The sequence below is a fragment of the Deinococcus seoulensis genome (assembly GCF_014648115.1).
Lineage (GTDB): Bacteria > Deinococcota > Deinococci > Deinococcales > Deinococcaceae > Deinococcus > Deinococcus seoulensis.
In genome coordinates this window covers 66,695-83,993 of the sequence record NZ_BMQM01000004.1, presented here as the reverse complement: position 1 = coordinate 83,993, position 17,299 = coordinate 66,695, and the positions used below count along the sequence as shown (strand labels likewise).

At 69.2% G+C, this 17,299-nt stretch carries 15 protein-coding genes; 6 read left to right on the top strand and 9 right to left on the bottom strand.

Annotated features, from left to right (window positions below; translation table 11 throughout):
* Window positions 1-54: 54 nt before the first annotated feature.
* The 4 genes from gluQRS to IEY70_RS04695 all read right to left on the bottom strand — a co-directional run bounded on the left by gluQRS (window position 55) and on the right by IEY70_RS04695 (window position 2,580).
* A complete protein-coding gene (gluQRS, locus tag IEY70_RS04710) occupies window positions 55-948 on the bottom strand; it encodes a tRNA glutamyl-Q(34) synthetase GluQRS (protein ID WP_189063849.1) in 894 nt (297 codons plus the stop codon).
* 9 nt (window positions 949-957) lie between these two features.
* Window positions 958-1,464: a hypothetical protein gene (locus IEY70_RS04705; RefSeq protein ID WP_189063848.1), complete on the bottom strand. Its 507-nt coding sequence runs from the start codon at window positions 1,462-1,464 to the stop codon at window positions 958-960.
* A gap of 176 nt (window positions 1,465-1,640) precedes the next feature.
* Window positions 1,641-1,943, bottom strand: coding sequence for a hypothetical protein (locus tag IEY70_RS04700; RefSeq protein ID WP_229777629.1), 303 nt, complete (start codon window positions 1,941-1,943; stop codon window positions 1,641-1,643).
* 28 nt (window positions 1,944-1,971) lie between these two features.
* Window positions 1,972-2,580: a nucleotide-binding protein gene (locus tag IEY70_RS04695; RefSeq protein WP_189063847.1), complete on the bottom strand. Its 609-nt coding sequence runs from the start codon at window positions 2,578-2,580 to the stop codon at window positions 1,972-1,974.
* Between the two features lie 53 nt (window positions 2,581-2,633).
* Between IEY70_RS04695 and IEY70_RS04690 the strand changes: the two genes are divergently transcribed.
* From IEY70_RS04690 to IEY70_RS04675, 4 genes are all read left to right on the top strand, one after another.
* Window positions 2,634-2,903: a hypothetical protein gene (locus tag IEY70_RS04690; protein ID WP_308425508.1), complete on the top strand. Its 270-nt coding sequence runs from the start codon at window positions 2,634-2,636 to the stop codon at window positions 2,901-2,903.
* Window positions 2,904-2,977: 74 nt separating this feature from the next.
* Entirely contained in the window at window positions 2,978-3,853 is an 876-nt protein-coding gene (locus tag IEY70_RS04685; RefSeq protein ID WP_189063846.1) for a PIG-L deacetylase family protein, read from the top strand.
* Window positions 3,854-4,307: 454 nt separating this feature from the next.
* Window positions 4,308-5,405: a BMP family lipoprotein gene (locus IEY70_RS04680; RefSeq protein WP_189063845.1), complete on the top strand. Its 1,098-nt coding sequence runs from the start codon at window positions 4,308-4,310 to the stop codon at window positions 5,403-5,405.
* Between the two features lie 316 nt (window positions 5,406-5,721).
* Entirely contained in the window at window positions 5,722-6,177 is a 456-nt protein-coding gene (locus IEY70_RS04675; RefSeq protein WP_189063844.1) for a DoxX family protein, read from the top strand.
* Between the two features lie 59 nt (window positions 6,178-6,236).
* Here IEY70_RS04675 and IEY70_RS04670 read toward each other — a convergent pair whose 3' ends face one another.
* Complete coding sequence (locus IEY70_RS04670) at window positions 6,237-7,358, bottom strand: protease complex subunit PrcB family protein (RefSeq protein ID WP_189063843.1); 1,122 nt, start codon at window positions 7,356-7,358, stop codon at window positions 6,237-6,239.
* Window positions 7,359-7,460: 102 nt separating this feature from the next.
* The gene (locus tag IEY70_RS04665; protein WP_189063842.1) at window positions 7,461-9,128 is read right to left on the bottom strand and encodes a DNA repair protein RecN; all 1,668 of its coding nucleotides are present in this window, start codon (window positions 9,126-9,128) and stop codon (window positions 7,461-7,463) included.
* Between the two features lie 242 nt (window positions 9,129-9,370).
* Between IEY70_RS04665 and IEY70_RS04660 the strand changes: the two genes are divergently transcribed.
* Both IEY70_RS04660 and pckA read left to right on the top strand, forming a co-directional pair.
* On the top strand, window positions 9,371-10,519 hold the full coding sequence (locus IEY70_RS04660; RefSeq protein ID WP_189063841.1) for a serine/threonine-protein kinase: 1,149 nt from the start codon (window positions 9,371-9,373) through the stop codon (window positions 10,517-10,519).
* 525 nt (window positions 10,520-11,044) lie between these two features.
* Window positions 11,045-12,643: a phosphoenolpyruvate carboxykinase (ATP) gene (pckA, locus tag IEY70_RS04655; protein WP_189063840.1), complete on the top strand. Its 1,599-nt coding sequence runs from the start codon at window positions 11,045-11,047 to the stop codon at window positions 12,641-12,643.
* A gap of 200 nt (window positions 12,644-12,843) precedes the next feature.
* Here the strand turns inward: pckA and IEY70_RS04650 are convergent, their stop codons facing one another.
* The 3 genes from IEY70_RS04650 to IEY70_RS04640 all read right to left on the bottom strand — a co-directional run bounded on the left by IEY70_RS04650 (window position 12,844) and on the right by IEY70_RS04640 (window position 17,107).
* A complete protein-coding gene (locus IEY70_RS04650) occupies window positions 12,844-14,220 on the bottom strand; it encodes a sugar ABC transporter permease (protein WP_189063839.1) in 1,377 nt (458 codons plus the stop codon).
* On the bottom strand, window positions 14,217-15,623 hold the full coding sequence (locus IEY70_RS04645; protein ID WP_189063838.1) for an ABC transporter permease subunit: 1,407 nt from the start codon (window positions 15,621-15,623) through the stop codon (window positions 14,217-14,219). The genes IEY70_RS04650 and IEY70_RS04645 overlap by 4 nt, the downstream gene beginning before the upstream one ends.
* 302 nt (window positions 15,624-15,925) lie before the next feature.
* A complete protein-coding gene (locus IEY70_RS04640; protein ID WP_189063837.1) occupies window positions 15,926-17,107 on the bottom strand; it encodes a sugar ABC transporter substrate-binding protein in 1,182 nt (393 codons plus the stop codon).
* Between the last annotated feature and the right edge of the window lie 192 nt (window positions 17,108-17,299).

Below are 17,299 nucleotides of genomic sequence, written 5' to 3'. Positions count from 1 at the left end.
TGACAGGTCCGGACAGTGAGAATCCGCGCAATTCACCGCCAGGGACGCACGCCCTCACCCCGCGCCGGGCCGCGCCAGTTCCGCCGACCACAGGGGCAGCAGGTCCAGCAGGCTCACCTCGTCCGGCACCAGCCAGCCCAGGCTGCGGGCCAGTTCCGCGCGGATCCGGGCCGCGCTCTCCCCTGCCTCACGCAGCGCCGAGAGCGGCGGCGCTCCCCCCCGCTTGGCGAGGCGCTCGCCCCGGTAACCGGTCATCAGCGGCACGTGCAGGTAGCGGGGCGTGGGCAGGCCCAGCGCCGCCTGCAACGCCACCTGCCGGGGCGTGGCCGTCCAGAGGTCCTCGCCGCGCAGCACGTCGGTCACGCCGCCCGCCGCGTCATCCACCACGACCGCCAGATGGTAGGCGTACACGCCATCGTTACGGCGCAGCACCAGATCACCCACGTCCGCGCGCAGGTCCTGGCACAGCGTCCGGCCGCTCAGGGCGTCGTGCGCGCAGACCACGCCGTCCGGCACGCGCCAGCGCAGCGCCGCCGGGCGGTCCGGATTCCGGGGCGCGGCGCGGCAGGTGCCGGGGTACACGGGTTCCTCGCCGTGCGGTGCCCCGGCGCTGTCCTGAATGGCGTCCCGGATCTCGCGGCGGGTGCAGGTGCAGGGGTAGGTGTCCAGGCGCGCGGCGGCGTCCCGGTACAGGTCCAGTCGCCGCGACTGCGTGATTTCCTCGTCCCAGTCCAGGCCCAGCCATTCCAGGTCGCGGCGGGTCAGGTCGTATGCCCAGGGGCGGACCCGCCCGGTATCCAGGTCCTCGAAGCGCAGCAGGTGCCGCCCCCCGTGCGCGCGGGAGTGCAGCCACGCCAGCAGCGCCGTGCGGGCGTTGCCCAGGTGCATGGCCCCGGTCGGACTGGGCGCGAACCGCCCCACCACGCCCGCCCCTCCTGATCCCGTCATGCGCGCAGGCTAGCGCAGGTCGTCCCAGACGGCCAGCAGCACCGAGACGATCACGGCCACGAACGCCAGGAACGTCACGAAGCGGCCCAGCGGGTCGGCCAGTCTCAGCGAGTTGTGCAGCGGGTTCCAGCCGCCCAGCAGTTGCCACCAGTCGTGGGTGTCCGGGTCGCCCGTGATCAGGTCCAGTTGCCGCAGCGGCGCGTCCCGGATGTACGCCGCCACGCCCGACAGCGACTGCGCCAGCCACAGGCCCACGATGCCCGCCGAGTAGCGGTCGCCGCGCAGCAGGAACGCGGCGGCGCAGGCCAGCGGCACCGCCACCTGCATCAGGCTGCCGCCCAGCAGCATGAGCGTCTCGCCCGCCCAGGCCAGCAGGACGTGCCCGGCCTCATGGAAGATCAGGTTCGCGCCGTCCAGCACGCCGCCCCGCAGGGGGTTGAGCAGGCCCGGCACGGTCACCAGCAGCGCCAGGGCCAGCCCGGCCAGCCTCAGCGCCAGCGCCGCGCGTGGGCTCATACGGACCCCGACTGAACGGTGGGCAACAACCGTTCAGTCCGAGCGGATGCGAGTGGGGGCAAAGCGGGTTCCGGGCGTGGAGCTGGCAATCCGGTGGAGTTCCGGATTGTTGGCGAAACAGACGGAATCCGTATCAGGCCCGCCATGCCACCTGATGTGGTACCCGGCAGGTCACGTCAGGCGCGCTCGCGCAGCCACGCGAGCAGCAGGTCCTCGACGAGTTCGCTGACGCTCTCGCCGCCCTCGGCCTTCACGGCGCGCCACACGGCCCGCACCGTCTCCTTGCGGACGTACACCGCCTCGACCCGCTCGGCGGTCTCGCCCTTGCTGCGCCCGTCGGGTTCCGGCGTGACCTTCAGGGCCTTGCGGGCCTTCGCGTCCTTCTTGCGGCCCTTCTTCCCGACCTTGCGGGTGGCGCCACTGTCGGCCGTCTCTGGCGCCGGGACTTCCCGTTCCTGCAGGTAGTCGAAGCGTCCCACTACTTCCCTCCTGCCACGCGCGCGCGTTTCACAGGACCTCTCGTGACAGGGCCAGGATGTCGTCCCAGGCGGCCTGGGCGCGCGGGTCGCGCACGTCGCAGGCCAGGACGCCCTGCTCGGCGGCCCGCTGGAACGCCGCGTACTGGCGGATCAGGGTGTTGCACACGGTCACGCCGTCCTCGCGCAGGTCCTCGCGGATGTCCTCGGCGGCGCGGCCCACCGGGGGCACGCGGGTCAGGACCACGCGGGTCTTGCGTCCGGCGTCCTCGGCCAGCAGGAAGTCCATCAGTTCCCGCGTGGCCTCCAGTTCCAGCGGGGACACGCCGCTGGGCACCAGGATCAGGTCGGTGCGCTGCGCGAGTTGCCGCAGGTCCTTGCGGCGCGGGCGGCCCTCAGTGTCCAGGATGACCACGTCGAAATCCGCCAGTCGGCGGGGTTTCACGTCGTCGGCGGCCAGCACCGGGAACGGCAGGCCGCTGCTGCGGGCCGCCCAGCGCAGGCTGCTGCCCACGCGGCCGTCCTCGTCGATCAGCAGGACCTTGCGGTTACTGGCGTGCGCCGCGCCTGCGAGATGCACGGCCAGCGTGCTTTTCCCCACGCCGCCCTTCTCGGATGTGATGGCCACCACCTTCGTCATGCGTCCGAGCGTAGCAGACACCCCGCGCCGGGCGTGTCAGGGCCGCGCGGGCCATGCTGGCAGCCGGCGGGGCACCCGTCACGCGCCGCCTGGGGCATGCTGGGCAGGTGATCACCGAGGAGCAGCACGCGCAGATGATGGAGGCCGGGGTGTACTGGACGGCCCGCGCCATGCAGGAGCAGGGCAGCCGCTTCTACCGCGCGCTGGGCGAGGCGCTGGAGGCCGCCGACGCCGGGAACCGCCGCCTGATCTACCGCACGTGGTCGGACGCCCTGTGGGACTTTTACGGGCGCGGTCAGGTGCTGGCCGCCCGCGAGTCCTGACCGTCCGGCGCGCGGGGCGGCGAATGGGGAGGGGGGCACACCCCCCGGCGGGCGCGGCCCGTACACTGCCCGGCATGACTGACACGCATTCAGCGCCGCACACTGCGCCACACACTACTCCGGCCCTCAACACCCGCCCGACCCTGCTGGCCGTGTTCGCCCACCCGGACGACGAGGCCTTCAGCGTGGGCGGCACCCTGACGCACTACGCGCGGCTGGGCGTGAACGTGGTGCTGGCCTGCGCCACGCGCGGCGAGGCCGGGAAGATCACGGTGCCCGGCATGACCGTCACCGACCTGGGCGCCCAGCGCGAGCAGGAACTGATCGAGGCGTGCCGCGCGCTGGAGATTCCGGCCCCGGTGTTCCTGGATTACCACGATTCCGGCCGGTACGAACGCACCCGCCACGACGATCCGCTGGCCATGATGAACGTGAACCCGCTGGACGTGGAGGTGAAACTGCGCGCCCTGATCGAGCGGGTGCAGCCGCAGGTGATGGTGACCTTCGACCCGCACGGCGGGTACGGCCACGTGGATCACCTGCAGATTCACCGGGCGGCCAGCGCGGCGTTCTTCAGCGCGGGGTCCCTGCCGTACGGCGGCCCGAAACGGCTGTACTTCACGGCCATGAGCGTCGAGTCGGCAGCCGGAATCGCGCGGATGGGTCAGGACCTCGACCCGCTGGTGTACGGCGTGTCCGAGGAGACCTTCGCGGTGCGCATGGACGTGTCGGCGTACGCGGAGAACAAGAAGGCGGCCCTGGCGGCGCACGGCACGCAGATGGGCGAGCAGAGCCTGATGGGCCGCATGACGCCGGAGGAACGCGCGGCGATGCAGGAGCGCCTGGGTCACGAGAACTTCAGCATCGGCGGCACGCGCACGCCGATTCATCAGTACCCGCTGCGGGGTCTGTTCGACGGCCTGGAGGGCCTTGAGCACCTGGACCAGTGAGACGGACTCCGTTTGTCTCGCTGACAATCCGGAACTTCACCGGCCCTGCCAACCGGCCCTGCCAGTCCCACGTCCGGAACCCGCAGGGCAGACCAGCGATGAACACGCAGTGGTTACCCCTCCCCATTGCGGGGGGAGGCTGGGAGGGGGTGAGCATGAATGGCGTTACAGAAGACGTGTTCCATGCTGTTCCCCTCCGGCACCTGAAGAGTGTCCGCACCATTGCTGAGACTGTCGGCAGGCCAGGGCGGGCCGCGCTGGCGGGGATGTGCCGCGCGTGAGAGGGCCGCTCAGGTGCCCGTCAGCTGCTTGCGTTAAGAAGTTCACAAGAATTCTCCTATCCGCCGCCGCCCCCTCGTATGGTTAAGAGTGTGACCCTGGTGGGGACTGGACAGGCGCAGAATTCCGTATACTCTGTTCAAGAATTCATCAACGAACCTTTGGAGGAACACCCATGAAGAAGATCCTGACCATTGCCCTTGCCCTGAGCGCCAGCGTCGCCTCCGCCCAGACCCTCCGCGTCGGCATCGCGTACGACGCCGGCGGTAAGTTCGACAAGAGCTTCAACCAGAGCGCCTACGAAGGCACCCAGCGCGCCGAGAAGAACCTGGGCGTCAAGTCCTCCGACTTCGAACCCAGCGACCCCAGCCAGACCGTGCAGGGCATCCGCGCCTTCGCCAACGAGGGCTTCGACCTGACCGTCGGCGTGGGCTTCGCCAACAACGCCAGCATCAGCCAGGTCGCCAAGGAAAACCCCGACCTGTACTTCGGCCTGGTCGACGACGTGTCCGCCGAGAAGAACGTCGCCAGCCTGGTCTTCCAGGAAGAGCAGGGCAGCTACCTGGTCGGCTACATCGCCGCGATGAACAGCGCCACCGGCGTCCTGGGCTTCGTGGGCGGCATGGACATCCCCCTGATCCACAAGTTCGAGGCGGGCTACGCGGCCGGCGCCAAGGCCTTCAACCCCAAGGTCAAGGTCATCGCGCAGTACGTGGGCACCACCCCCGACGCCTGGAACAACCCCGGCAAGGCCAAGGAAATCGCCGGTAGCATGCGCGCCAAGGGTGCCGACATCATCTTCGCCGCCGCGGGCGGGTCGGGGAACGGCGTGATCGACTACATCAAGCAGACGCAGTGCCTGAAGGCCAGCGCCCTGCCCAGCGGCGTGAAGTTCGTGAACAACAAGTTCGCGACCCTCAAGAAGAGCGCCGCCTACACCAAGGCCTGCGCCGGCGACACCCGCCCCATGTTCTTCATCGGCGTGGACAGCAACCAGAACTACCTGGGCGACTTCGACAAGAACCCCGCCACCATGAACCACGGCCTGACCAGCATGCTCAAGCGCGTCGACAACGCCGTCTACGCCCTGATCAAGGACGTCAAGGAAGACAAGTTCAAGGGCGGCGAGCGTCGCTTCGGCCTGAAGGAAGGCGGCGTGGGCTACTCCGTCGACCAGTACAACAAGGCCCTGATCACCAGCGCCCAGGTTGCCCGCCTGGAAGCCGTGAAGGCCAAGATCATCAGCGGCGCCATCAAGGTTCCCAGCAAGTAATCCGACCCTCAGGCCCCCTCCGGGCCTGAACCGCGGCGGCCCTCCCAGTGCGGGGGGCCGCCGCTTTCTGCGGCCCGACCTGTGTTCGTGGCCGATACGGATTCCGTCTGTTCTGCCCTCCACCCGCCCACGCGCCGGGCTGCCGGCTCCACGTCCGGAGGGGCGTTTTGCTCCTTCTCGTCTCGCTCGGACCCAGCGGCTCTGTAAGCCATTCAACCGGAGTCCACATGACGTGAAGGGGGCCGGTGAAGTGCCGGTCTGAAGTGCCGGTCGCGTCTGCCGGGTACAGGCGCGCGTGCCGGATACACTGGCAATTGTGAGACAACACCCGGAAGCGGCGTTGACCGTGATCAGGATGGCGACGGCCGCCGTGTTCACCGAGCATGGATTCCAGAAGATCTTCACGCTGGGTCTGCCCGGCGTGACCGAGGCGTTCACGCGCGCCGGGGTGCCGTTGCCGCTGCTGACCGCGCCACTGAGCGCCGTGCTGGAACTCGCCGGGGGGCTGCTGCTGCTGCTGGGGCTGGCGTCGCGGCCCCTGGCCGGAACGCTGGCGGCGCTGGTGGTCGTGACGCGACTGCCGGGCCTGCTGGCCGGAGGGCCGGTCGGGTGGACGCAACTGGAGGTGCCGTGGCTGCTGCTGTGCGGCAGTCTGGCCGTACTGCTGGGCGGTCCCGGCCTGACCGTGGGGGCGGGACTGCGCGGCGCGCACCCAGCCGAACCCGCAGGCGCCCGGCGACGGGCCAGGCCGACCAGCCGCAGAACACCGTAATCACAGCGCCCGCCTGGAACTGATATTCCGGTGGGCGCTGCGTTCAGGGTGGGGTCAGGTCAGCGGTCGTTGCCGACGCTGCCCTGGAGGGGCTGACCGGCACTGTCCACGACGCGCACCTGCGTGAACGTGCCGGGCACCTGCACGATGGTCCAGGGGCTGGTGATGGCCTGCGTGGTGAACGAGTTCGGGGCGGGGGCCCTGACCTGCACGACCAGGGTCAGGACGCCGCCGCTGACGCTGGCGCCCGTGACTTTCACGCCGTAGCCGCCGGTGGCACGCTGGCCCAGGAACACGCCGATCAGGGTCGAGCCGTTCAGGGTGGGTGGGGTGGGCGCGCCGGTCTGGCGGGCGTACGCGGCGGCGTACAGGGTGCGGGCCTCGCTGCTGGTGCGGGCCACGCGGGTGGCGGGGGCGGTCTCGCTGGCCTGGGTGCCGCTGGCAAGTTCGGTGAAGGTCAAGGCGTCTCCGGGCAGCGTGGCGGTGGGGGGCGTGCCGGGCGTGGTGGGCAGGCCGGGGCGGGTGGGGGTCACGGGGGTCTGGGTGGTGACGTTCGGCAGGACGTACAGCGCGGTGCGCTGGTACTCGGTGGGGGCGGGTTCGACGCTCAGGGGCGCGTCGGGAATGTCGGTGCTGTCGAGGACGCCGACGGCCAGCGGTCCCTGGCCCAGCAGGGCTCGGCCCAGCGCGGCTCCCTCGTCGCGGCTGAGCTGCCCGGCCCCGCCGAGGCCTTCGCTGCGGGTGCCGGTCACGGTGCCGCTGGTGCCGTTCAGTTTTGTCCAGGTCTGCCCGTCCGTGAAGTACACGGCGCTCAGGCGCGCGCCACTCAGCGGCGTGACGTTGAAGGTGCCGTCGGTGCGGCGGGTCACGCTGAGTTTCTGCGTGGTGACGCTGGTCGCCGAGCGGTACGTGGCCTTGCCGTTCACGCTGAGCGTGCCGGTCAGGGCGAGGTCGTCAGTGACCTGGGCGCGCAGTTCGGCGGTGTTCGCGCCGAGTTTCACGCTGCTCTGGGTGCTCCCCTGGCCCAGCGTTCCGTACACCCACACGATGCGTTCCTGCGCGCCGCCGTACAGCAGCGCCTCGTGAACGCGCAGGTTACCGGGGGCGGACATGGTGCAGGCACTGAGCAGGCTCACGCCGAGCAGCGCGGCGCCCAGCAGGGGCAGGTGGGATCGGGTCATGTGTAGCAGCTTAGGCATCCGGGCTGACGCTCAACTGAAGGTCACCTTTACCAAAGGCACACCCACCGGCCTCCCTTCCGGCCTCTCCCGTGGCGTGCGGGCCTAGCCCAGCAGTTCGCGGGCGTGTTGCAGGGCGGCGTCACTGGTGTTGCCGCTGAGCATCCGCGCGATCTCCTCCAGGCGTTCGTCCTGCGTCAGGAGGCGGACGCGGCTGACAGTGCGGCCGTCCTGCACGCTCTTTTCCACCTTGAAGTGATGGTCGGCCTGCGCGGCGATCTGCGCGAGGTGCGTGACCACGAACACCTGCCGCGTCTGCGCGAGGTGCCGCAGTTGCGCCGCGACCGCCAGGGCCGCGCCCCCGCCGATGCCCGCATCGACCTCGTCGAACACCACGGCGGGCGTGTCGGCTCCCAGCACGGTGCTGATGGCCAGCATCACGCGCGACAGTTCCCCGCCGGAGGCCACGTCGGCCAGCGGGGCGAGGTCCTCGCCGGGGTTCGCGGTGAACTGCAGGGTCACGTCGCTCAGGCCGTGCGCGCCGGGTTCGGTCAGGGGGGTCAGCTGGAATTCCAGGCGGGCGTGCGGCATCCCGAGTTGACGGATCACGCCGACCAGTTCGGCGGCCAGCGGCGCGGCGCGGCGGGTGCGGGCGGCGTCCAGGTCGGCGGCGGCGCGGCGCACGTCGGTCAGCAGGGCGGCCACGTCGGCGTCCAGGGTGCCGGCGTCCTGCTCGTCGCGGGTCAGGGCGGCGAGTTCCTGTTCGACCTGCGCGTGGAAGGTCAGCACGTCGTCCAGGGTGGGGCCGTACTTGGCGCGCAGTTTGCCCAGCGCGCCCAGGCGGGCCTCGACCCGCGCGAGTTCCTCGGGGTCCGGCGCCTGATCCTCGGCCACGGCGCGCAGTTCTCCGACGACGGCCTGCACGCTGTCGAGCGCCTCGCGCAGTTCGCGTTGCAGTTGCGCGGTCGTGTCGTCGTAGCGGGCGCTGACGTTCAGGGACCGGACCGCCTCGGCCAGGAAGCCCAGGGCGTTCTCCTCGCCGTCGCTGAGGAGCGTGATGGCCCCGGCGGCCCCCTGCGCGATGCTTTCCAGGTTCGCCAGTCGGTTCAGGTCGGCCTGGAGGGGTTCCTCCTCGCCGGGCGTGGGGTTCACCTCGGTGATCTCGGTCGCCTGGAATTGCAGCAGGTCCAGCTGCCGGGCGCGTTCGCGTTCGCTGGCGCGCAGGGCGTCCAGGCGGGTGCGGGCGTCGGTCCAGGCGCGGTACGCGGCCGTGTAGGCGGCCAGTTCGCCCGGCAGCTGGCGGTCGAGCAGGGCGCGCTGGTTGGCGGGGCCGAGCAGGCTGACGGCGCTGTGCTGCCAGTGGATGGTCAGGCGGCGCTGCGCCCAGTCCTGCAACTCGCGCAGCGTGACGACCTCGCCGTCCAGCCGGGCGGTGCTGCGGCCCTGGCTGGTCACGCGGCGGCTGGCGGCGTCGTCGTTCCAGAAGCCGGTCACGAGCAGGTCGTCCTCGCCCGTGCGGATCAGGTCGGTGTTGCTGCGCGATCCCAGCAGCAACCCCAGGGCGTCCACGATGATGCTCTTGCCCGCGCCGGTCTCGCCGGTAAAGACGCTGAGGCCCGCGCCGAAGTGCAGGTCCAGCGTCCGGATGGTGGCGAGGTTCCGGACTTCCAGGCGGGTCAGGGACGGCCCGGCGTCCACCGTCAGCGCGGGAGCAGCGGTCGGGAGCGGCGCGGTCTGGGTGGTCTCGTCGCGGGGGCGGGCCTTTCGGGTCACGCCCGCCAGTCTAGCGTCTGCCCCGCCGGGCAAGCGGGGTCAGCGGCAGGTTTCAGGGGAGGCGTTCAGGGCGGGCAGATGTCTGGCGGGGGTGCTGAACATGAAATCCTCATTACATTGCCCCCACGTTCGGCTGTGGGTGCGGAGCGAGAATGCGCTCAACCGGTTCACTCCGGGCAGGTTGCGGGCTCACGGTGGGCCGGGCCGCCCACTCAAGCGGGTGAAGTTCAAAGGAGCAAGTCATGAGTAACGAAATGAACGGCGGCGTCAGCAAACGCAGCCTGCTGATGCTGGGTGGCCTCGCGGCCCTGGCACTGAACAAGGACACCCGCCGCGCCCTGGTCACGGGCAGCCGTGACGTGTGGAGCGGCGCGCAGCACACCCTTCAGGACACCGTGAAACCCACCCTGGCGCAGGGACTGACCCAGGGACTGGCGCAGGCGCAGGAGCTCTCGCAGGGGCTGGCCCACGAGGCCGCCCGCCGTGGCCAGAGCGCCGCGCAACTGATCCGCGAGGAAGGCGTGCCCCGCGCGTCCAGCCTGCTGAGCAGCGTGCTGGACGAGGTCGCCACGGTCGCCGGTGGGCTGGCGGGCACGGCCGGGGAACTGGCAGGCACCGCGCAGGAACGCGCCGGGGTGCTGGCAGGCACGCTGGCCGAGAGTACGCAGACGGTCACGAAACAGGGCCGCCGGAAGGCGGGGCGCCTGCTGAGCGCCGCGCAGCACACGGCCGGGGATACCCTGGCGGACGCGCAGGGCGCCGGGAAGGAACTGTTGGCGACCGTGCACGACCGCGTGAGCAGCACCCTGCATGAGGTCGCGGACGGCGCGCAGACCCGTCAGCGCCGCATGGAACGCACCCTGAAGCAGGCGCGCCGTGACGCGGAACGCGAGCTGGCTGCCGGTCGCAAGACCCTGAACCCCGCGAAACTCCAGAAGGCCGTCGACCGGAAGGTCGCGCCGCTTCAGAAGGAACTGGCCCGTGAACTGAAAGTGCTGGAGAAACAGGCGAAACAGGCCCGCCGTGATGACCGCAGCGGCAGTCCCGCCGGTGGCCTGACGGCCCTGGCCCTGATCGGGACGGGCGCGGTGGTGCTGGCCCGCGTTCCGGCGGCCCGTCAGGGCATCCTGAGTGCCGTGGAGGGCATGAGCCCCGAGGCGGCGCAGTCTCTGCGGCAGGCGGGCCGCAACGCCCGGAACCTGATCGGCACGGCGTGGCTGGAGCGTATCGAGGAACCCAAGGTGACCCCGGCGCCCGGCGCGGCGCAGACCACCCAGGCCGCCACGACCGGCAGCAGTGCGGGCGGCGCGGTCGCCCCCGACGCACCGGCAGCGGCGCGCACGGCGGCCGAGTCCGGCAAGCCTGCGGGCGATACCAAACCCACCAACTGATTGACGTACCCAGCTCCCCTCCGGTCTGCACGGCCGGAGAGTGGGGGCAGCAGTGGCAGGAGGCACCCCGGGTTCGGGGTTCGCCTCCTGCTTTCGTCGTGGCCCTTTGCTGGGGCCCTTCGCTAGGGCACTTCGCTGGGGTCTTTCGCTGGGGTCTTTCGCTGGAGCGTGGCTGTCCGGCTGGGCTGGACCTGTCATGTGCGTGGTGGGAGGGGGCTGGCTGTAACGGCACTGTAAGTCGGGGGTGGATGCTGGTGGCAGGAGGCAGGCGGGCAGCGTTCCGTCCAGAGCGCTCGGACATTAGTGTATGTTGTTCCCTCAGGCGTGACACCCAAAAGGTTTGACTGGAACCGTTTCCCAGGCGAAGATTCCACTGTAGGACAACACACCAACTCGACCCTTAGTGCGCCGCCGCTCCTGCGGGCACGTTCAGGACGCGCGCGCCCACCCGGCCCCACGCGCCCCCCGCCCGATCCGCTGCCTGCCGCCCCGCTTCCCACCTGCCCAGCCAGAGGAGGACCGCCCATGAGTCTGACCGCCAGCGCACCCCTTGCCGACCTCGGCATCAAGACCGCCACCATTCACCTGAACCCCGGCGTGGACGACCTGTACGCGCACGCTGCCCGCCTGGGCGAGGGCGTGCAGGCCGCCTGCGGTCCCCTGACCGTCCGCACCAACAAGACCGGCCGCAGCCCGAAAGACCGCTTCATCGTCGAGGACGACCTGACCCGCGACAAGGTCTGGTGGGGCGGCTTCAACACGCCCATCAGCGGCGCGGTGTTCGACCGCCTGCTCGACAAGATGACCCGCTACGCCGAGGGGAAGGAACTGTTCGTGCAGCAGGTGTACGCCGGAACGGACCCCCGCTACCGCATCGGGTGCCGCATGGTGACCGAGATGGCGTACCACTCGCTGTTCATCCACAACATGTTCGTGCGCCCCACCCCGGCCGAACTGGCGGACTTCCACGAGGACTGGACGGTGCTGAACATCCCGTCGTTCCGCGCCGACCCCGCGCTGGACGGCGTGCGCAGTGACACGTTCATCATCATGAACTTCACGCGCCGCATGATCATCGCGGGCGGCACGCAGTACGCCGGAGAGAACAAGAAAGGCATCTTCGGCGTGCTGAACTTCCTGCTGCCCGATCAGGGCGTCATGCCCATGCACTGCTCGGCAAACGTCGGGGACGGCGGCGACGTGGCGCTGTTCTTCGGCCTGAGCGGCACCGGCAAGACCACCCTGAGCGCCGACCCGGCCCGCCACCTGATCGGCGACGACGAGCACGGCTGGACCGACACGGGCATCTTCAACTTCGAGGGCGGCTGTTACGCCAAGGTCATCAAACTGAACGCCGAGGCCGAACCCGACATCTACCGCACCACCCGCACCTACGGCACCGTGCTGGAAAACGTGGTCCTGGACGCCAGCGGCCAGCCGGACCTGAACGACGGCAGCCTGACCGAGAACACCCGCAGCGCCTACCCCATCAGCCAGATTCCGAACGTGCAGCCCGGCAGTCTGGGCGGCCACCCCCGCAACGTGGTGTTCCTGACCGCCGACGCCTTCGGGGTACTGCCGCCCATCAGCCGCCTGAGCGCCGAGCAGACCATGTACCAGTTCATCAGCGGCTTCACCGCCAAGATCCCCGGCACCGAGGACGGCGTGACCGAACCCAGCCCCACCTTCAGCACCTGCTTCGGCGCGCCGTTCATGCCCCGCCACCCCGGCGAGTACGCCCGCCTGCTGGCCAGCCGGGTGCAGGACAGCGGCGCGCGCGTGTGGCTGGTGAACACCGGCTGGACCGGCGGCATGTACGGCACGGGCCAGCGCATGAGCATCGCGCACACCCGCCGCCTGATCGGCGCCGCCCTGAGCGGCGAACTGGACAGCGCGACCTTCGAACGCGAACCGCACTTCGGGCTGGAAATCCCCACGAACGTGCAGGGCATCCCGGCGGGCGTCCTGAACCCCCGCGACGCCTGGGCCGACCCGCAGGCCTACGACGAGACGGCCCGCAAACTCGCCCGGATGTTCCGCGAGAACTTCCGCCGCTTCGAGGACGGCGTGGACCCGGCCGTGACCGCCAGCATGCCCGACCCAGACGCCGCCCCGCAGGCCTGAACCCGCACACCGAAGAAGGCCCCCAGCCGATCAAGCTGGGGGCCTTTTTACGTGGAGGATGAAGTTATACGGATTCCGTCTGTTTCGTTGACAACTTGGGAAGGCGCCAAGTTGCCAACTCCACGCCCGGAACCCGTCCGGCTCCCACTCGCTCCGCTCGGGTTGAACGGTTTGTGCAAACCATTCAACCGGAGTCCGTATTACTCCTTGACGCCGCCGGACACGGTGCCGCCCACGAAGTAGTTCTGGAAGCCGTAGAACAGCGCAATGATCGGCAGGGCGCCCAGGGTGCTGGCGGCGGCGAACACGCCCCACTTGGTGCTGAACTGTCCGGTCGTGAACGAGCGCAGCATCACGCCGACCGTCCACTGTTCCACGCCGGTCAGCAGGACGTTCGCCAGGATGAACTCGGCGTACGTGCCGATGAACTGGTTCAGGAAGATGAACACCATGATCCCGCCGGACAGTGGCAGCACGACCTTCACGAAGGTCTGCCAGCGGGTCGCGCCGTCCACCATGGCCGCTTCCTCCAGCGATTCGGGCAGGCTTTCCACGTACCCCTTGAAGATCCAGGTGTTGAAGGCGATGGCGCCGCCCGAGTACGCCAGGATCAGGCCCGTGAAGGTGTTGCCCAGGCCCAGGTCCGTCAGGAGTTTGTACACGGCGACCAGCGCCAGGAACACCGGGAACATCTGGATGAAGATGAAGAACAGCAGCATCTGGAACCGGCCGGGGAAGCGCAGTCTCGCCATGGCGTACCCGGCGGTGGTGGACAGCAGGATGGCCAGGATGCCGGTCAGGCCGGACACGAACAGCGTGTTGCGGACCGACAGCAGGAACTTGCTCTCGTTGCTGAAGCCCGTGAACTGGCCGGGCGTCATGAACAGCACCAGGATGGTCAGGGCGACCACCAGGACGCGCATGGCCCAGGTGCGGGCCTGTTGCAGGCCCACGCTGTCATGCCCGAAACGGCCGATCAGCGCGCCGAGCAGCACGGCGGTCAGGGCCGCGCCGCCCACCCCGGCCAGCAGCAGTTGCCAGCCGGGAATGACGACACCCTCGAACAGTTTGGCGAAGTTCTCGGTGCTCAGGACGTCCAGGCGGGGCATCAGGCCGCTGCGGTACAGGATGTTGGGGTTCTCGAAGTCCGGGAAGGCGAACAGGCTGTTGCGCGGGTCGAAGGCGGCGATCAGCACGTACAGCAGCGGGTACACGGCGACCAGCACGACCAGGATCAGGAACAGGTGCGTGAGCTGGTCCCCCAGCACGGCGGCGTAACTGATGCGCCGTCCCGTGCGGGCCATGCCGATCCGCTGACCCACGAGGCTGGTCAGGGCCAGCACGCCGCTGGCAGCCAGCAGGAACAGCAGGAAACGAACCCAGCCGCGTTCCACGAAGTAGATCGAGAAGCTCTTCTGGCGGCCTTTCATGTTCTCGACCAGCGCCTGCCCCAGCACGAGCAGGCCGATGATCAGGGCGGCCGTGACCAGCCACGGCAGCGCGCGGCGCAGCAGGCTGGGTTCACGGTGGACGTACCCGCCGGGCGGCAGGTCGCTGGGCTTGGGTGTGGCGGTCACTTGCGGGCCTCCTCGAACACGCCGGCGGCGCGGAAGTTCACGAGGCTGATGGCGAGGGTCAGGAAGAAGATGATCAGCGCGATGGCGCTGGCCAGCGCGAAGTTCTGCCCGCCGCTGGACACGAACGCGGTGTTGTACCCCCACGACAGCAGGATGTCGGTGCTCTGCGCGGTACTTTCACGGCCTTCCTGGGCCGGGCCGCCCGCCGTGAGCAGGTAGATGATGCCGAAGTTGTTGAAGTTGAACGCGAAGCCCGACAGCAGGATCGGCGTGAACGAGGTGCGCAGCAGCGGCAGCGTGATGTTGGTGATCTGCTGCCAGCGGCTGGCCCCGTCGATGCTGGCGGCCTCGTACAGGTCCTCGTTGATGGTGCTCAGGGCGCTGATGGTGGCGGTCATCATGTACGGGAAGCCCAGCCACAGGTTCACGAGCAGGATGCTGACCTTCGCCCACAGCGGGTCGCCCAGCCAGGGCACGGCGGCAATGCCGAGCAGTCCCAGGGTCTTGTTCACGATCCCGAACTGCTGGTTGAACAACGCCACCCACATCTGCACGCTGATCACGGCGGGTACCGCCCACGGCAGGAACAGCAGCGTGCGGTACACGTTGCGGCCCTTCAGGCGTTTGTTGTACAGCAGGATGCCCAGGATCAGCCCGGCCAGCGAGTTGATCACGATGGTCGAGAAGGCGAACACCACGGTCCACAGGAACACGGGCCACAGGGCGCGGCTGGCCTTCCCGAAGATCTCGCGGAAGTTGGCGAGGCCCACGTACTCGAAGCGGTTGATGCGGGTGACCTGCGCGACGGCCACGGTGTCCGGGACGGGCGCGGCCAGCGTGACGGTATTGGCGCGGACACTGGCGATCTTCTGCCGGTACGGCACGCTGGCTTCCTCGTCGAACAGCACGACAGTGCCGCCGGCGCAGGTGGGCGCGGCGCACTTCAGGTACTCCGGCAGGGGTTGCCCGGTCAGTTCCGGCAGGGTCACGGTCAGGCGGTCGGCGCTGAGGGTGGCGGGCGTGCGCGAGGCGCTGTCCGGGTTGCCGCTGTTCTCGCCGCTGTAGTTGGTGAAGGCGTAGTTCACGGTCAGCACGACCGGCAGGACCGTGAACGCCAGGATGAACACCAGGGCGGGCAGCAGGTAGAACCAGTTGGTGATCCACGGGAACAGGCGGTACGTCAGGGGGGTCAGGAGCAGCAGGGCCAGCAGCGTGAAGATCAGGATGGTGTACGCGGGGGCGCCGGGCAGGATCTGCGCGGCCAGGCCGGACAGCAGCCAGCCGATCAGGAAACTCACGCCGATCAGGGCGGCCAGGATCAGCAGCGCGGTGAACACGCCCTGGGTGCCCTGCGGCGGAACGGTAGGCCGCCGCCGGGGCGGTGGGTGCATGGTGTGGGTCATGGGTTGAAAGGACCTCGCTGCCGGGGGGCAGGCGTAACCGCCGGTCGCGCGGCGGGCAGAGCGGGTGGGTGCGGGGCAGACCTGGTTGCCGGGTAGCCTACACCCTGGAGTGGCCGGAGGGTGCAGCGACTGCCCATACGAACCTCCGGGCGGGCCTGAATGCAGCGTGCCTGAGTGCAACGTGACTGAGTGCAGCGTGCATGGGCGAGGCGGTCACCGTGCGGGGTTGGGGCCGTGCGGCGCCGGCAAAAGCAACTGCCCCGTCCGGCGTGACGCGGCGGGGCAGCGCGGGCATTACAGGCTCACTTGATGTTGCTGTTGATTTCCTGCACGGCCTTGTCGAGGATCTGGCCGTAGTTCTGGCCGGGCTTCTGGACGCTCTGGGCGATGGCGTTGCTCCAGGGGCCCCACACGGCGCCCATCTGGGGCACGTTGGGCATGGGGGTGCCGGCGCTGATGCTCTTGCCGAAGCCCACGACGACCGGGTCGGCCTTCAGTTTGGTGCGGGCGCTGAGGCTGACGGGGATGCGGCCGCCGGCCTTGTTGAAGGCGACCTGCGCGTCGCTGGAGCTGATCTGCTTGGCGAACAGCGCGGCGGCGGCCTTGTTCTTGCTGTAGGCGTTGAGCATGGTGCCCTGCACGCCCACGAAGGGGCTCCACTTGCCGCTCGCGCCGGGAGGGGTGGGGAAGGTCATGATGCCGTAGTCGATCCCGGCTTTCTTGATGTCGCCCATGTCCCAGGGTCCGGTCAGGAACATGGCGAGGCGGCCGTCCACGAAGGCACTCTTGGCGGCGCCGCCGTCCACACCCTCGGGCACGAGGTTGTACTTGTAGCGCAGGTCGTTCAGGAACGCGCTGGCCTTGTCGGCTCCGGCGTTGGCGAGGCCCACGTCCTTGGTGTTCAGGGTGCCGCCGGTGTTCTTGAAGACGTAGCCGCCGTAGGCGCTGACGATCCCGAACTGCATGTAGGCGTTGCTGAGGTCGGCGAGGTAGCCGTACTTGCCGCTGCTGGTGTTCTTCTGCGCGGCGGCCAGGAACGCGTTCCAGGTGGTGGGGGCGCTGGGCACGAGTTTCTTGTTGTACACGACGGCAACGGCCTCGGCAAACATGGGCAGGCCGAACAGCTTGCCGCCGTAGGTCATGGCGCTGACGGCGGTCTTGTCGAGGTCGGTCTTGCTGGTGATGAATTTGTCCATCGGCTCGATCACGCCGGCGGCGGCCAGCTGGCCGAGGCGGTCCTGGGGCAGGGTGGTGACGAGGTCGGGGCCCTGGCCCTTGGGGGCGCTCTGGATCAGCTTGTCGGGAATCTGATCGAAGGGCACGCTGACGATGTTGACGGTGTTACCGGTTTTCGTCTTGAACTGGGCGGCCTGGGTGCGCAGCCACGCGAGTTCGCTGTCGCCGAAGTGCGTCCAAACGGTGATGGTGGCGGCGCTGGCCTGGCCGAGCAGCGCGAGGGACAGAACGGTCAGTGCTTTTTTCATGAGGCTCCTTACGGATGAGCGGTCCTGTGTGAACCGCTTCCAATTGGGGTACATCTGATTCCATCTGCCTTCCACAGGAGGAGGCGTCCGGGGGTGCCGACCTGAGCCCTGTCGGCTGAGTTTTCACTGGTTGCTCGCCTTTCAGTATAAGCCCGGATCGCTTTCCTGGCAATGCCCCCATTATGGAAGAAT

Excerpts from the sequence above, each read along its gene's own strand:
- gluQRS (WP_189063849.1), bottom strand. The coding sequence starts at position 948 with ATGACGGGATCAGGAGGGGCGGGCGTGGTGGGGCGGTTCGCGCCCAGT.
- IEY70_RS04705 (WP_189063848.1), bottom strand. The coding sequence starts at position 1,464 with ATGAGCCCACGCGCGGCGCTGGCGCTGAGGCTGGCCGGGCTGGCCCTG.
- IEY70_RS04695 (WP_189063847.1), bottom strand. The coding sequence starts at position 2,580 with ATGACGAAGGTGGTGGCCATCACATCCGAGAAGGGCGGCGTGGGGAAA.
- IEY70_RS04690 (WP_308425508.1), top strand. The coding sequence starts at position 2,634 with ATGCTGGCAGCCGGCGGGGCACCCGTCACGCGCCGCCTGGGGCATGCT.
- IEY70_RS04685 (WP_189063846.1), top strand. The coding sequence starts at position 2,978 with ATGACTGACACGCATTCAGCGCCGCACACTGCGCCACACACTACTCCG.
- IEY70_RS04680 (WP_189063845.1), top strand. The coding sequence starts at position 4,308 with ATGAAGAAGATCCTGACCATTGCCCTTGCCCTGAGCGCCAGCGTCGCC.
- IEY70_RS04670 (WP_189063843.1), bottom strand. The coding sequence starts at position 7,358 with ATGACCCGATCCCACCTGCCCCTGCTGGGCGCCGCGCTGCTCGGCGTG.
- IEY70_RS04660 (WP_189063841.1), top strand. The coding sequence starts at position 9,371 with ATGAGTAACGAAATGAACGGCGGCGTCAGCAAACGCAGCCTGCTGATG.
- pckA (WP_189063840.1), top strand. The coding sequence starts at position 11,045 with ATGAGTCTGACCGCCAGCGCACCCCTTGCCGACCTCGGCATCAAGACC.
- IEY70_RS04645 (WP_189063838.1), bottom strand. The coding sequence starts at position 15,623 with ATGACCCACACCATGCACCCACCGCCCCGGCGGCGGCCTACCGTTCCG.
- IEY70_RS04640 (WP_189063837.1), bottom strand. The coding sequence starts at position 17,107 with ATGAAAAAAGCACTGACCGTTCTGTCCCTCGCGCTGCTCGGCCAGGCC.